This window comes from Streptomyces sp. R-74717 (genome assembly GCF_047305335.1).
GTDB lineage: Bacteria > Actinomycetota > Actinomycetes > Streptomycetales > Streptomycetaceae > Streptomyces > Streptomyces atratus.
In genome coordinates this window covers 5,771,905-5,785,947 of the sequence record NZ_CP102361.1, presented here as the reverse complement: position 1 = coordinate 5,785,947, position 14,043 = coordinate 5,771,905, and the positions used below count along the sequence as shown (strand labels likewise).

The following is a 14,043-nucleotide window of genomic DNA, read 5'->3' as shown; positions in this document are numbered from 1 at the left end:
CGTCAGTCGTCGGCAGGGATCCGGTACTCGAAAACGAACTGGTCAGCAGCCATGAGCGTGTCGCAGACCTCAACCACGAGGCCGGTCGCCGTACGGGCCTCCCGGATGAGGTGAACCACCGGCGCACCCGGACTGAGCGCCAGCTCGGTGGCTTCCGCCTTGGAGGCCGGCCGGGCTTGCAGCGTCTCGACGAACTCGGCGAACTCATGCCCGTGGTCTTCGAGTCGGGCATAGATGCCACCGCCACCGGGGTTCTCGGCGAACAGCTCCGGGATCTCCTTCACGACATCCCACGGGAGATACGAGGAGGCGGTCTCGACCGGGGTGCCGTTGCGGAAGTAGAGACGCCGACGGGCGAGCACCTGAGTGCCGGCAGCGACGCCGAGTCGCTGGGCAGCGTCCGCGGGGGCCTCCATGGGCCCGATATAGAGGACGCTCACCTTGGCCGTAGCGCCGGACTGCGCGGATTCCGCGAGGTACGCGGCCTTGCCGCCCTGGCGGAGCGAGCGCCGGAAGCGGTCGGAGGAACGGTGCCGTACCGGCGGCCGGTCCTTCACGATCGAGCCCTTGCCGTGCCGGGTCTCAACGAGCCCGCTCGCCCGCACCTCGACCATGGCCTTACGGATCGTGCCGCCGGACACGCCATAGCGCTCCACCAGCTCAGACTCACTCGGCACCATGTCGCCAGGCTTGAGCACACCAGCCCTGATCTGCTGCACGATCTCGTCCGCGATCTGCACATACCGAGGCCCGGACCTGCCCCCCTCTACCGCAGTTCCCATAGTCCTTCCATGCCTCCTATGCTCCTGTACATGAGTCAACCACAGGAAGCAACGTCGCCGCCGCTGCACTCCGTATCCGTAGCCGGGGTAGTGGTGCGCGAGGACGGACGCCTCCTGGCGATCCGCCGAGCCGACAACGGCACATGGGAACTCCCCGGCGGCGTACTCGAACTCAACGAGACCCCAGAAGCCGGCGTAGCCCGCGAAGTCTGGGAAGAAACAGGCATCCACGTCGAGGTCGACGAACTCACCGGCGTCTACAAGAACACCACCCGAGGCATCGTCGCCCTGGTCTTCCGCTGCAAGCCCTCCGGCGGCACCGAGCGCACATCCAGCGAGTCGACAGCCGTTTCTTGGCTCACACCCGACGAGGTCAGCGAGCGCATGTCCGAGGTCTACGCGATCAGGCTCCTGGACGCCTTGGACGGCAACGGCCCCCACGTACGAAGCCACGACGGCAAGCACCTCATCCCAGCGGGATAAGACTTTCTCTACTTCATCAAGGCCCGCGCACGGCGCGGGCGCGCGCCGCCTCAGCGGCGCGGCCTGCCTCTGTCTTCGCCCCGGCTGGCCGCGCCCGGCGGCGCGCTACGTGCTGCGGGAAGAAGGTGGGGAACCCCGCTGTGGCTGGGGCGGTCGGCTCCACGGCTTTAGCCACCTCCCCGGTTCGGGTCCCGCGTCGAGCAAGACCAGGGGACCACTCGTTCAAATTCCGGGCAGGATCACAGCCTGCCCGAGTTGCCGGCCAGCGTACGGCCCCCTGATCATGCTCGACCCCAAACCGGGCAGGACACCGGCCAAACCCGCTCCGCCGACCTTTCGTTAGCTGACCCTCTCTACGCTTTCGCCAGGGTGCGGAACACCCGGCACCACAGGAGCATCGTATGTGAAATGCAGCTCCGAATATTCAAGTGGAAGGTCCCCGGGAATACTATTGTCGGCAACAATAACTTGAAACGCGTCGCCATGTTCAGCTTGCAGACGCAGGAAAGTCAGATAGGTTTGGCGACCGACTGCGATGTCTTCTTCGGTCTGACCTACATTTTTCCGTGGGCTATCCACAATAAGTAGAGTAGGATATGCGACCTCGTCATGCAGAATTGAATACTGAAGATTAGCGAGGTGGTAGGCCAGATTTACGATAGTTTTACGTGCCCCTCCAACAGAAAGATCCTCGAAGTGTTCACCATTCACTACCGGCATATAGTTTTCGGGATCGATGCCAGCACTTCGATACCACGGAAGTCGCAGGTCTCTGACCGTAGCATTGAATACGCGCGACAGGTCAGAGACTCGGGTCCGGTTCTCCGTTAGCGTCGCCTGCAAATCTGCTTCCGCTTCTCCCACCAAAGCGGCCTCACTTGCCGCAGCCCCAGCTTCCTCCAGGGTGGAACTGTAGTTACTCCACCTTGCACTTGAGGCCTCCAATTGCTCCAGTTTCGCTTCGAGGCGAGCGATGCGCATAGAGAGTGATTGGACTTCTTCGAGTTGGGGACTGATCAATTCCGATGAGCTACGTTCCAACTCTATTGTCAGCTCGGCCAGTTGCCGTTCGACGCGGCGAATTTCTGCCGTCCAGGAATTCAAAGCATTCGTGTCCTGAAACAGCAGGGCCTGGGTTTCGATAATCTGGCCCGAAAGACGCTTTAGCTCTCCGGTTCCGCTGCGCTCCGTTACGCTCTCTGGTTGCATGCAAAGCAGGCAATGGTCATCAGGTACGCTCCGGTGCGCTACTTCCTGCAAGCAGCGAGGACACGCCGAGAATTCGAGGCCACTAAGCGCGGTATGTGCCACCTCTACCCGTTGCATAGCCTGTTGCTCAAGGCGCAGCTGAGCCAGAAGTGACTCGCTTTTATGTACGTCGCCGGCAGTGATATCACGAAAGGCGGAAAGTTCACTTAGCCTCGACCGCAGCGAACCAACACGGTTCCGAATTTCACGCTGAGAACTGAGTAGCGCCTCACTCTCGGTTCGAACCGCTTGGAGCATTTCGTGGGCGGATTCCAGATCCCCCTGGGCCTCAACTTCCTGCGCCCTAAGTTGATCCGGGGAGGGCTCATTCGCCTGATTGAGGAAGTCCTTGACGGCTTCAGCGCTGGCGGTCAGGTGCTTTTCGCGGTCTAGCCATTTCCCCCTCTGGACCGCCAGATCAATAAGTTCAGGTGAGTTCAAGCCATACAGTAGCTCGAAGACTGCACGGCGCTTATTGTCCAAATTCCTGTCTGTGTGCCCCACGACACTGGTGTCAATCCCATTTTGCCCAAGGTAGATATACTTATACAGATCGAAGAAACTGATGCCGACAGTGTCGCTTGTTGGCTTGACTCTTCGCTTGGGGATACGCAGGTCGGCGGGTAGCCCAAGCAACCCCAGCAGTTCCTGACTGGCCTTGCTCATATACTTTCGATTAGTCACTGACCAAGGACCAATAATTTCGCCAGTTTCTGTGTCGACTACATCGAGGGTGGTCTCGCCCATCTCGCGGATGAAGCGGTAATTGTGACCTTGGAATGAAGCCTCAACCTCGACAAATCTCACGTTGTTTCGAATGGCTGGCATGAGATTTGCCGTGCCGCCGAGCCCGTATTTTAGGAGCTCTAGCAGGCTGCTCTTGCCAACCCCGATACTGCCTGTGATGAAGGTGACTGGCTGTTCGAAAGAGTATGCGGCTTGCTCATTTTCAGTCTTGACCGTGACCAGGTTGATCCGGATTGAAGACCCCACTAGATCCCTCCTAGGGACGAGGTTTCGGTAGCCTCAGGGAGAGATTCGTAAATCATCTTCCGTAATCGAGTGCCCTGCAGGTTGAACTTGCTGCTCAACATTTCGGAGCGGCCGGCCGTAACTTGCCATTCTTCGCTCCGTGCAAGCTGATCGGCCAAGGCGGCACCTTTTGAGGTAAGCCGGATCGCTACGGTTTCGCGCCCCTTGACGGTCTCCGCCAACCCGTATCCTACGAGCCTACCGAGAAGAGGGTAATATCGATTGTCCCAGGGGCCGTACTTGTACCTAATCGACTGGCTTTCTACGGCTTCGAGCTCATCATCTGTCGGTTCACATCCAAGGGGCCAGCTGGCATTTCTCAAGGAGAGCAGTCGGTCGGTGAAGCTGGGATAGCGCAACAGGAAATCGAGCTTGGCTAACTTGGTTAGCCCATCAAGACCTTTCGAGCCAGGTGCACCGAAGCTAGAAAGTAGAATCAGGAGACGCGCAAGGTGGTATTCCATACTTTCATCGGCACGCACTAGACTCCCACCTCGCCGTCACTGTCAACATCGAACTCCGGGGACCACCAAACCTGACATTCGTCAGTCAATTGATACGCGAGCCCCATAAGGTGCAGACGGTCAAGGGGGATCCCAGGAGCAGCACCAATTCCGTCTGGCGTCAATTTATTATGAAGAATCGCCAGCATATTACGTCCGTATGGAGCGCTCTCCGTGAAGCTCTCGGCTTCGGCCATAGCCGCTTCGTGCAGCACCCGAGTCTTCAAGTCATCGACCAGGTCACCATCGTGCGGGATGGGGCTGCTGTACTGCGCCTCGAAAGTAGCCCAAGAACGTCGTGTTCTGCGCGCCGATTGGATCCCAGTCTCGCCGATGCCACCATGCCTGAGTTTTTTGGAAAGGCGACTCTCGGCTGTCATTTCCGAGTCGTTGTCGATTTGAAGGAGGGCGGGGCCGGAGCGAGGAACCAGTTCGATACTAGCGGCGACACGCGCGGCATTGATCGTGCGTTTTTTTACATTCTCCTCTAGGAGAATGTTTGAGTCCAGCGAGTCAAATCGTGATATTGTCCACGCCCGCGGCCGCTTATTATCCACCGCTCTAGCTGCCTGCCGAACGACGTCTACGACGGCGTCATAAACGTTTGAGCTCTCAAGACGCCTATCCTTAGAGCGCGCCAGCAGCGGCCTTGCGTAGGCCTCGATGTTTTCCGCCCGAATATACTTACGTGGCGGCAACTCGGACTCAATCCGCAGAGATAGCAGAAATTGCAAGGCTTCGTCAGCACTTTGGCACCCCAATTTGACGAAGAAATCTCGCGCGAACTCTCGAAGAGCTGGAAGCTCTGATCGCGCGCAGGCCTGGGAAAGCCGCTTTGCGTCACGATCTAGGGCGCCATTAGTAGCTAGGCGCGTTTGGTACGGTGTTCGGCACTCGCGCCACCTAGCGCACAGCGTCTTTAGTCCGCCGTCGTCGCACAGGCGGTTGATAGTCCAGAGACCTTGATTGAGTTCCCTGTGCTTAACGCTTACGAGGACGTAGCGGTTGCCGCTCAGGGAGAGGATATAGTCTGTGTGCCACTCGCAAATTACCCATTGCAGTTCACCACGATCGAACTCGAAGCAGTGCCGAGCCGCCACCTGGTACTGGTACTCATACCTGTCAGCTGTATCGCTACCGCTGTCTTCCTCGGGCTCGTGCAAAAGTTCCCACGGTACGTCCAAGGCCCCCCCTTGCGTGTCTCGCTCCCCTGAAGTTATGTGATCACTCTAAGCAAGTGCTAGGGGTCTGTGCAGGGAAAGTCAGTTATGCCGGAGGCTGGAGGCGATCCGGCCAGCCTGGCGCGAAGGTGTAGTCCTCTCCCTGTTTCGAACCGATGAGGTCTGCCCACTGCTCAGGTCCGCAGCGCCTAGCCGGACCGACAGAGCGCAACGGGGAGGGGAAGCCCGGCTCTGCGGTCGGGTTCCCCTCCCCACACAGCAGGAGGCTGTCGTCGGCTGGCGTCATCGCGCCACCGCTTCTCAGATTGAGTGAGATTCGCTCGCCGCCAGAAGATGACCACGGCTGACCGCGACCCGGAGCACGTCCCTCAGAGCACCCGTAAGGTCGTGGCCCAGGCGGCGCAGGTTATCCCGGTCTGCTTCCTCGTTGTCGAGGGCTCCCGAGGCCTCTTCCAACAGTTCCGCAGCCGTGGCGAGTTGGACCGCTTCGATGTTGTCTGCCAGGCGGGACATGTAGCCACCCGGGTCGTCCGTGCTCAGGTAGCAGGGTTTGTCCTCAGGGCCCGACCACGGGAGAAGCCGCAGTTCGTTCGGTGCTGTCATCCTTGGGTCTGCCTCTCGTCGAGCACGTGGTGGGCGTTGAAAACGGCGTCGACGCGGTCTCCTGGGAAAGCCAGAAGTGCGGCTTCGATAACGCGGCCGGTGGAGTCAGTGGCGATACGGGTGATCGCGAGGACTGCCGCGGTAGATCCGATCCGGAGGGCCGAGGCTTCATCCGGGGTGGGGGATCGGGCGCAGACCGTCTCACGGACGATGGCCGGCGACGGGCCGAGGACAGCGAATCTCGTGACCGCCTCCCGGGACACGGAGTCGTCGTCGAGCCCGGCCGGGGCCAGGTCGCGCGGGATGTAGATGCGGGCCAGGCCGTGCGGCACCCCTTGTTCGAGGCTGAGGCAGGAGTACTCCGCGAGGGGGCTGCCCGTTGGCACCCTCAGCAACGTCGTCAGATGCACGGAGGCCGGAACCGTGGTGCTGCGAACCGTGACGCGCAACGTTGGCTGTGCCGCGGTCCAGGGGTCCAGCGTGCCCCAGCCGCCGACGTACATGATCTTGCGGCGAGGGCGACGGACGTAGTTCCCCTTGCCGTGGATCTTCTCGACAAGCCCTTCGCCCTGGAGTACGGCGAGGGCACGTCGCAGGGTCACTGTGCTGACCTTGTACCGGTCCGCCAGGCCGACTTCGGACGGCAGGCGCTCGCCGGGCTTGATGCGGCCGGTCGTGATCTGGTGGCGAAGGTCGTCGGCGATGTCGTGGTGACGAGAGGGCACGGCGCCGGTCACCGCCTTCTCAGCAGTCGCAGGGCGACGAGCCGGGTACGCGTGTGTATGGCCAGCAGCTCCCCCGACTCGAAGACCAGTTGCTTGGCCCCCTGGGGGAGCTGGAGAAGGTCTCTCACCCGGCAAGCTCGGCCTCCGAGTTGGATGATGTCGCCGCGCTGCACCGTGGCCGCGGTGACCTCGACGGGGGAAACCAGCGCACCTCCGAGGGCTCGGTCCCTCACGCCGTCACCTCCATGGGCACAGACGGGTCGGGGGTCGGGTGGCACGGGCAGTCGCACACCTCGTAGATCACCGGTACGGCGGTCGGCGCCAAACCCGGGGACGACTCAATGCAGGAGTGGTGCGTGCCGATCCAGCACGCGATCGAGCGGTAGGAGACGGAAGCGGCGTCCGTAGAGTGCGGCTGTCGACGAGGAGGCATCAGCAGGCCCCCACGAGGGCCGACCAGGCATCGGCCGGCAGATGAGGGACGATGACCACCGCGCGCGTCCGTACACGCTCTTCCCACGCCAGCAGGTACGGCCGGACAAGCGCGACGTCCTCACCTCTCAGCGGGTGACGGTGCACCGCACCGGCGGAAGCCTGGCCCAGGACGACGGCCGACGCGTCAGCGGACACGGCTGAGGCGGCAGGGGCCAGCGGCCGGGAGGGCGTTAGGGGGCGACGATGCCGACCCTTGGGGAAGCACCGCTCTCTGGCAAGCGAGGCGGCACGGCGGATACGGTTGAGCACGCTGTTCAGCTCCTATCGCTGATAGCCCGGTCCCCCGACATCGCCCGTCGTGGGGACCGTTTTGCGTACGACCGCCCATAAGGTGCGGCCGTTCAAGCTGGTGGCCAGGAGCCCAAATCGATCGGCCTCGGCCACCACGTCCAGAACCTCCCGCCATGACTCGGCGGAGAGCGTTTCCGGCACTTCCGCCTCGACCGTCGTGAACCGGGTGTGCTCCTCCACACGCGCGAGGAGCCCAGCGGCGGACAAACGGGCAGCGAGGGCCGCCGCGGTCACTCCCGAAGCGGGCACAGGGCAGCCTCCGTCACCAGCTGTCACTTTCAGTGAAGTTAGTTAACTAGGTTAGAGCTAGTGGACTAGATTTTCCATATGTCTGAGCAACCGCCGTATCTCCGCATCGCCGACGAACTCCGGCGGCGCATCGCGGAGCACGTCTGGGGACCGGGAGACCGCCTCCCCTCCCGCGCCCAGATCGGCCAGGAGTGCGGCGTGGGCGAGAACGTGGTGCGCCGGGCACAGGAGTTGCTGATCTCCCAGGGAGTGCTGGAAGGCAGGGCCGGATCGGGCACGTATGTCGCCGAGTCCCGGCAGCGCGTGCGGGTCGTCCGGTCATCGGCGCGCGAGCAGCCCGGCGGATCCCCGTTCCGCGAGGACATGAAGGCCCTTGGCAGGCAGGGCGATTGGGAGAGCCGGACCGACGCGAAGGTGCTGGCCCCGGCGGAGATCGCCGCTCGGCTCGGGACTGCCGAGGGCGAGCTGTGCGTGCGGACGACGTACGAGTTCCTGGCGGACGGCAGGCCGGTGCAGCTGTCGACAAGCTGGGAACCCTACGACCTCACCGGCGGCACACTCGTCGTCCTCCCCGAGGGAGGGCCGCACGCCGGGGCGGGTGTCGTAAACCGCATGGCCGTGATCGGAGTGACCGTCAGCCATGCGGTGGAGCAGCCGGAGCCGAGGCAGGCGACCGCCGAGGAGGCGTCGCTACTCGGGATCCAGAAGGCTGCACTCGTGACGCACATCCGGCGGACGTACTACAGCGATCAGGGCCGACCCGTGGAGACGGCGGACATCGTCGTGCCCGCAGCGCACTGCGAGATCGTCTACGAGATCCCGATCAGCCGTTAGCGGGCGGACAGCTCGCAGCCTGTTGAATCTCCTGAAGCCGTGCCCAGGCGTGCCCCTTCCGTGCCCGATAGAGCGGGAAACCAGGGGGAAGAACGGTGCCCGGCGGGGAGCGGACACGGAAGCGGCCCCCGACCAGGTTGCCTGGTCAGGGGCCTTCCATCTGCGGTGGGTGTGGGATTTGAACCCACGGTGACGTCGCCGCCACGACGGTTTTCAAGACCGTTCCCCTAGGCCGCTCGGGCAACCCACTCCCGCCCCGCCTCACCTGCTGCGGAGGGGGCACCAACCTACCGGCCGCGACCACCCGCCGGGGCGCTGGCCCGTCAGCTCCGGAAACGGGCCGATGGAAGGGACTGCGACCAGGGTCCCACGGAGACAGGTCGGTGTTGACCCGCACCACCGCGATCCGTTCCTGAGCGCCTGCAGATCAGATGAATACGGCCGCAAAGGCGGCTGTTAGAGCGGCCGCGAGTGTGACCACCGCCGCGAACGCGCCGGCTGCCTGCTTGACGGCGGTGGGGTAGCTTGCTCCGTCCAGGCGGGCAAGCTTGCCCGCACCGGCAGCGGCGATCAGCGCGAAGACGACCGCAAGTGCGGCAGTGAGCAGAACGACGGCGACGGACATGCCAGCCTCCTTGTAGGCGATGGACCGTTGACGCCATCGAAGGTCGCGGAAACGACGTACGCCGGGGTGCGCAGCGGACGAAGATGCACACCGGCGAACACTCAAAGGTGTGGGGGCACAGGTGCACGACAAGCAGCGCAAGCCGGATGTGGCTCTCACCGAGCTACGCCGGCGCCTGAGCGACTGGCTGGCCACTTCCGGGCTGGACAAGACACAGCTCGCCCGCCGTACGGGCATGGGGCGGACGACCGTGTCGGAGGCGTTTCAGCCTGATGGGCCGGTGCCGTCGGCCAGGACACTGGCCGCACTTGCTATGGCTCTGGGTCGGCCGGCGGAGGAGTTACTGAAACTTCGGCGGACTGCCGTGATTGAAGAGGCTGAACCGACCAACGAGAAGGAACCGGGACCTGGTCGGCCTATTGACCAGTGGGAGCCTCATGACCTGGAGGTTCATCCTGCCGGCACGGCTGCGTGCGAGGCCGACTTGCCCAGGCAGCAGCAACTGCCAAGCTACGTACCGCGGGAGCATGACCGAACTCTGGCCGAAGCGGTGCGGCAGGTTCAAGCGGGCCGGAGCTGCATGGTGGTCCTGTCCGGAACCTCATCAACCGGCAAGACCCGGGCTTGCTGGGAAGCCATCAGGCCGCTGGCCCGTGCCGGGTGGAAGCTGTGGCATCCTTTCGACCCCACGCGCGCGGAAGCTGCGCTCAAGGAACTCTCGTTCGTCTGGCCACGGACCGTGATTTGGCTCAACGAGGCCCAGCACTATCTCGGCGATGCGCATGTGGGTGAGCAGATCGCTGCCGCACTGCACGCGCTGCTCACCGATGAAGCGCGGACGCCTGTCCTGGTGTTGGGCACCCTTTGGCCCGAGTACGCCCGTGAGTACACCGCCCTGCCCGCAACCGGCCGGCCGGACCCGTACAGCCGGGCACGAGAACTCCTGGCCGGACGCACCGTAAGCGTTCCAGAGGGTTTCGATGCAGAGTCGCTGGCCGCCGCAACTCGACTTGCACAGGGCGGCGACCAGCTGCTGGCGGACGCTCTTACACGAGCCGATACCCATGGGCGCATAACTCAGGATCTGGCAGGTGCCCCCGAGCTGCTGCGTCGCTATGAAAACGGCTCCCCTGCGGCTCGGGCATTGCTACAAGCAGCGATGGATGCACGCAGGCTCCGTGTCGGCCTGCATCTGCCTCAGGCCTTCCTCATCGACGCCGCAACCGGCTACCTCACCGACACCGATTACGACAACCTGACCGATGGCTGGGCGCAAGCCGCGTTCGCCGAACTGGCCGAACAAGTCCATGGCAAACAGGCCCCCTTGCGCCGCGTCACCGTCCGCCCGTCGGACACGCTGCACTCAGTGGTGCTACCCGGCTCTCATCCGGGTCCGGTGTTCCGGTTGGCCGACTACCTCGAACAGCACGGGCGTGAGACCCGACGCCTGGCGTGCCCACCCGCCTCGTTCTGGCAGGCGGCACACGCTCACCTCACGAACCCAGATGACCTGGACAACGTCGCCCGTGCAGCCCATGCCCGATACCGCCTGCAGTGGGCGCACCACCTCACGCGCCGGGCCGTCGACGTCGGCCATCCGAACGCCCATCAAACCCTGGTCACGTGGCTGAAGGAGGCCGGAAAACACCAGGAAGCCGAGTCTCTGATGCGGCAGGTCACCGATGCAGACGACCCGCGGGCTCTTGCCTCCCTGGCCATATGGCTAGCGAATGCCGGAAACCGCCAGGAAGCCGAAGTCCTGCTACGGCAGGCTTTCGACGCAGGCAACCCACATGTCCTCAGCCTCCTGGCCGACTGGCGCAGGGAAGCGGGAGACCATGAAGGGGCCGAAACCCTGGTCCAGCAAGCCGCCGACGCAGACCATCCGTCGGCCTGGAGAATTCTGGCCGACTGGCGCAGGGAAGCCGGCGACCATGAAGGGGCCGAAACCCTGGTCCAGCAAGCCGCCGACGCAGGCGAGCCACAGGCTCTGTTACTGCTGGCCAACTGGCACAGGAAAGCCGGAGATCATGAGGAGGCCGAAACCCTGGCCCGGCAAGCCGCCGAGGCAGGCGACACAGAAGGCCTGAGGCTCCTGGTCGGCTGGTGCGAGGAAGCGGGAGACCATGAAGGGGCCGAGGTCCTGGCCCGGCAAGCCGCCGACGCAGGAGATCCACGAGCTCTTTTGCTCCTGGCTCGTCGGCATGAGGAAGCCGGATACCCGGAGAACGCCGAGGCACTGGCCCGGCAAGCCGCCGAACGTGATTCGACATTTCTGGAAGCGCTGGTCTTCCGGCGAGAGGAAGCAGGAGACCGTGAGCGGGCGGAAGCCCTGGCTCGGCAAGCCGCTGACGCCGGTAACTGGAACGCCCTGACACTCCTGGCTGCCCAGCGAGACGCAGCAGGAGACCACGAGGGGGCCGAGACCCTAGCTCGGGAAGCCTCCGCCGGCAATCCGAACGCACTGACGTGGCTGGGTTTCCAGGCCATGCAAGGGCAAAGGGACACGGACCAGGAGAGAGCCGCAGCATTGATCCAGCAAGGCGCCGACGCTGGCGATGTGTACGCCCTGGACGTCCTGGCTGTCTGGCGGGAGGAAGCGGGAGACCGCAACGCGGCTGAAGCCCTGGCCTGGCAATCCGCCGACGCTGGTGTTCCGAATCCTCTAGCACGCCTGGTTTCCTTCCGCGAAAGGGCCGGAGACCTTATGGAGGCACAAGCCCTGGCCCGCCAAGCCGCCGATGCCGGCCATGCACACGCCCTAGGTGAGCATCTACTAACAGCGCGCTGGCCTTTCGGACTTGATCCCGATGGCACGCCAACATCCCGATGGCAGTGACTCGCTCAGTGACAGCCAGACGCTCTCTTCACTCAGATCAACGCCGCCCACGCTCGCCACTCTGTGCGGGCGAGGCACCTCAGTGCTCTGTGCCGCTGAACGGCACCGCCGACAGCCCGCACCACGTGTTCGCGGCGCGTGGCGTGGGGTACGTCGGGGCGCTTCCGAGCGTGACGAAGGGCATCGCTCTGCGTGGGTACCGCTCGGCCGGATGGGAGCGGCGGTACAGCAGCGGCGTACCGCAACCACATCACCCACCCCCGTCCGCTACCGTCTCTCCGGGGCCTCGTAGCGGCCGGTATGGCCGTTGCTGACCGATCCGTCTAGAGCTACGGATCAGAAGGCTTCTGACATCCACGGCTGACATCAACGACGCCGGACGGGGGCGTACGCCAGCGCCCCTCTCCGGCCGTCGCACCAGTCGACGGCAGAAGCCGGAACGGCCTCGGATCGAACTCCTAAAGCGGGTGTCGCAGGTTCGAATCCTGCCGGGGGCACCAGGGGAAAGGCCCGGACCGATCATGGTCCGGGCCTTTTTGACGGCACCATTTGACGGCAGTCGTGCCTCAGGCGCCCGGCAGGCGGCGCTTGAGCAGGCGGTCCATGTGGCTGATCGCCTCCCGCTGGGTGTCGTGGACGACGTGGGTGTAGACGTCCATCGTGATGCTGATCTGGCTGTGTCCGAGAATCTCCATGATGACCCTCGGCGCGACGCCGGCCGCCGTCAGCAGCGTGGCGCAGCCGTGCCGGGCATCGTGCAGCCGGACCACCCGCAGACCGGCACCGGCAGCGACCCGCGTGAACGAGCGGTAGACGTTCCGCGGCTCCACCGGCCGACCGTTCCTCATCGCGAAGATGTAGCCGCCCTCGGACCAGACGACGCCCGTATCGGCGAACGTCTCCCGCTGCCTCAGCCGGTGCCAGCGCAGCGGTGCGACGCACAGGGCGGGCATCGGGACGACCCTGCGGCGACGGCTCTTGGGGTCGTCGTCGTAGAGCGTTCCCCGGCGGCGCTGGGTCTGGTGGCGGACGTGCAGCACCCGGTTGTCCAGGTCCACGTCGGACCAGCGCAGGCCCACCAGTTCGCCGCGCCGGAGACCCATGCAGATGGCCAGCATGAACGCGGCGTACAGCGGGTCTCGGCGCGCGGCCTCAAGGAAGGACAGGGTCTCTTTCAGGGACCACGGGTTGATCTCGCGCTGTTTCACGCGCGGCGGCTCGACCAGTGATGCGACGTTCCGGGCGATCAGCTCCTCTCGGACCGCAGCCGTGAGCGCGGTCCGCAGCACCCGGTGCGCTTCCTTCGCCGTCGCGGCCGTCTGGGCGGTCTGTACCCGGGTGATGAACCGGCGCACGTCGGCGACGCTCAGCGACTCCAGCCGTTTGGTGCCCAGCATGGGGAGCAAGTAGAGCCGCACGTGTGCCTCGTACTTGTCGTAGGTGCTGAGCTTGCGACGCGGCTCGATGTAGTGCTCCAGCCAGTACGGCAGCCATTCCGAGAGCTTGGCGGACCGGGTCGGCGTCGGGATGCCCTGACGGTCACGGCGCACAAGCTCCTGACGCTTGGTGTCGCACTCATCCCAGGTGGACCCGTAGACGGTTTTGCGCTTACGGGTGCCGTCGGGCTGAGGAACGTACACCCTTCCTTCATACCGGCCATCCTTGCGCTGCCAGATGCTGCCAGCGCCATTCGGATTCCTCTTGCGTGCCATCAGGCAGCGTCCTCCAACTGGTGATCGATAAAGGATCGGAGAGCGTCAGCGGGCACCCTGCGGCATCGACCGATCTTGATGCTCTTGAGCTGACGTGAGCGGATGAGGTCGTAGACCTTGAAGCGGCTGAGGGCGAGCGCGTCCATAACTTCCGGGACGGTGAGTGCTCGGTGAGTGGTGGGCAGGGCAGAACTCACTGCGGCCTCCAAGGGCGGAACATCGGGAGCGGGCGCGTGTCTGTCCAAGGTGCGGATTTCTGCGTCACGGCGTCACCAGCGTCACGCATGACCCCTGAGCTGGGGTTTTGTGGTGACGCAGGGGCGTGGAGGTGCGTCATCTGTGACGCAGGCGTACGTCACCGGTGACGCACCCGGTGACGCAGGTGACGCAGGATGACGCAGCCGAAAGCGCTCTGCGTCACGCCTGTTACAGCAGCTCAGG

General features: G+C 64.1%; 15 protein-coding genes and 1 tRNA gene. 4 read left to right on the top strand and 12 right to left on the bottom strand.

Annotated elements, in window-relative coordinates; all coding sequences use genetic code 11:
* Positions 1-2: 2 nt before the first annotated feature.
* A complete protein-coding gene (locus tag NRF20_RS26510; protein ID WP_413753402.1) occupies positions 3-782 on the bottom strand; it encodes a GntR family transcriptional regulator in 780 nt (259 codons plus the stop codon).
* 18 nt (positions 783-800) lie between these two features.
* Between NRF20_RS26510 and NRF20_RS26505 the strand changes: the two genes are divergently transcribed.
* Positions 801-1,265, top strand: coding sequence for an NUDIX hydrolase (locus tag NRF20_RS26505; RefSeq protein WP_413754607.1), 465 nt, complete (start codon positions 801-803; stop codon positions 1,263-1,265).
* 339 nt (positions 1,266-1,604) lie between these two features.
* On the opposite strand, the gene NRF20_RS26500 is transcribed toward NRF20_RS26505, so the two are convergent.
* From NRF20_RS26500 to NRF20_RS26475, 6 genes are all read right to left on the bottom strand, one after another.
* Positions 1,605-3,506, bottom strand: a complete 1,902-nt coding sequence (locus NRF20_RS26500) for an AAA family ATPase (RefSeq protein WP_413753401.1) — start codon at positions 3,504-3,506, stop codon at positions 1,605-1,607.
* Positions 3,506-4,027, bottom strand: coding sequence for a hypothetical protein (locus NRF20_RS26495; protein ID WP_413753400.1), 522 nt, complete (start codon positions 4,025-4,027; stop codon positions 3,506-3,508). Before NRF20_RS26495 ends, NRF20_RS26500 begins: the two co-directional genes overlap by 1 nt.
* On the bottom strand, positions 4,027-5,232 hold the full coding sequence (locus NRF20_RS26490; protein ID WP_413753399.1) for a dsDNA nuclease domain-containing protein: 1,206 nt from the start codon (positions 5,230-5,232) through the stop codon (positions 4,027-4,029). Before NRF20_RS26490 ends, NRF20_RS26495 begins: the two co-directional genes overlap by 1 nt.
* A 297-nt stretch (positions 5,233-5,529) precedes the next feature.
* The gene (locus tag NRF20_RS26485; protein ID WP_413753398.1) at positions 5,530-5,832 is read right to left on the bottom strand and encodes a hypothetical protein; all 303 of its coding nucleotides are present in this window, start codon (positions 5,830-5,832) and stop codon (positions 5,530-5,532) included.
* A complete protein-coding gene (locus NRF20_RS26480; protein WP_413753397.1) occupies positions 5,829-6,569 on the bottom strand; it encodes a GntR family transcriptional regulator in 741 nt (246 codons plus the stop codon). Before NRF20_RS26480 ends, NRF20_RS26485 begins: the two co-directional genes overlap by 4 nt.
* On the bottom strand, positions 6,566-6,790 hold the full coding sequence (locus NRF20_RS26475; RefSeq protein ID WP_413753396.1) for a hypothetical protein: 225 nt from the start codon (positions 6,788-6,790) through the stop codon (positions 6,566-6,568). The genes NRF20_RS26480 and NRF20_RS26475 overlap by 4 nt, the downstream gene beginning before the upstream one ends.
* A gap of 241 nt (positions 6,791-7,031) precedes the next feature.
* Between NRF20_RS26475 and NRF20_RS26470 the strand changes: the two genes are divergently transcribed.
* Entirely contained in the window at positions 7,032-7,193 is a 162-nt protein-coding gene (locus NRF20_RS26470) for a hypothetical protein (protein WP_413753395.1), read from the top strand.
* Between the two features lie 120 nt (positions 7,194-7,313).
* Here the strand turns inward: NRF20_RS26470 and NRF20_RS26465 are convergent, their stop codons facing one another.
* Positions 7,314-7,592: a hypothetical protein gene (locus NRF20_RS26465; protein WP_413753394.1), complete on the bottom strand. Its 279-nt coding sequence runs from the start codon at positions 7,590-7,592 to the stop codon at positions 7,314-7,316.
* 78 nt (positions 7,593-7,670) lie between these two features.
* Between NRF20_RS26465 and NRF20_RS26460 the strand changes: the two genes are divergently transcribed.
* Entirely contained in the window at positions 7,671-8,426 is a 756-nt protein-coding gene (locus NRF20_RS26460; RefSeq protein WP_413753393.1) for a GntR family transcriptional regulator, read from the top strand.
* 163 nt (positions 8,427-8,589) lie between these two features.
* Here NRF20_RS26460 and NRF20_RS26455 read toward each other — a convergent pair.
* A tRNA-Ser gene (locus NRF20_RS26455) sits at positions 8,590-8,675 on the bottom strand.
* A 178-nt stretch (positions 8,676-8,853) separates the two neighbouring features.
* Positions 8,854-9,051 carry a hypothetical protein gene (locus tag NRF20_RS26450; protein ID WP_413753392.1) on the bottom strand — a complete coding sequence of 66 codons (198 nt, stop codon included), beginning with the start codon at positions 9,049-9,051 and terminating at the stop codon, positions 8,854-8,856.
* Between the two features lie 121 nt (positions 9,052-9,172).
* Between NRF20_RS26450 and NRF20_RS26445 the strand changes: the two genes are divergently transcribed.
* On the top strand, positions 9,173-11,890 hold the full coding sequence (locus tag NRF20_RS26445; protein ID WP_413753391.1) for a hypothetical protein: 2,718 nt from the start codon (positions 9,173-9,175) through the stop codon (positions 11,888-11,890).
* A gap of 566 nt (positions 11,891-12,456) precedes the next feature.
* Here NRF20_RS26445 and NRF20_RS26440 read toward each other — a convergent pair.
* A complete protein-coding gene (locus tag NRF20_RS26440; RefSeq protein WP_398632608.1) occupies positions 12,457-13,602 on the bottom strand; it encodes a tyrosine-type recombinase/integrase in 1,146 nt (381 codons plus the stop codon).
* Complete coding sequence (locus tag NRF20_RS26435) at positions 13,602-13,799, bottom strand: helix-turn-helix domain-containing protein (RefSeq protein ID WP_382952693.1); 198 nt, start codon at positions 13,797-13,799, stop codon at positions 13,602-13,604. Before NRF20_RS26435 ends, NRF20_RS26440 begins: the two co-directional genes overlap by 1 nt.
* Positions 13,800-14,043: the final 244 nt, after the last annotated feature.

Excerpts from the sequence above, each read along its gene's own strand:
- NRF20_RS26505 (WP_413754607.1), top strand. The coding sequence starts at position 801 with ATGCTCCTGTACATGAGTCAACCACAGGAAGCAACGTCGCCGCCGCTG.
- NRF20_RS26450 (WP_413753392.1), bottom strand. The coding sequence starts at position 9,051 with ATGTCCGTCGCCGTCGTTCTGCTCACTGCCGCACTTGCGGTCGTCTTC.
- NRF20_RS26460 (WP_413753393.1), top strand. The coding sequence starts at position 7,671 with ATGTCTGAGCAACCGCCGTATCTCCGCATCGCCGACGAACTCCGGCGG.
- NRF20_RS26470 (WP_413753395.1), top strand. The coding sequence starts at position 7,032 with ATGAGGGACGATGACCACCGCGCGCGTCCGTACACGCTCTTCCCACGC.
- NRF20_RS26485 (WP_413753398.1), bottom strand. The coding sequence starts at position 5,832 with ATGACAGCACCGAACGAACTGCGGCTTCTCCCGTGGTCGGGCCCTGAG.
- NRF20_RS26510 (WP_413753402.1), bottom strand. The coding sequence starts at position 782 with ATGGGAACTGCGGTAGAGGGGGGCAGGTCCGGGCCTCGGTATGTGCAG.
- NRF20_RS26440 (WP_398632608.1), bottom strand. The coding sequence starts at position 13,602 with ATGGCACGCAAGAGGAATCCGAATGGCGCTGGCAGCATCTGGCAGCGC.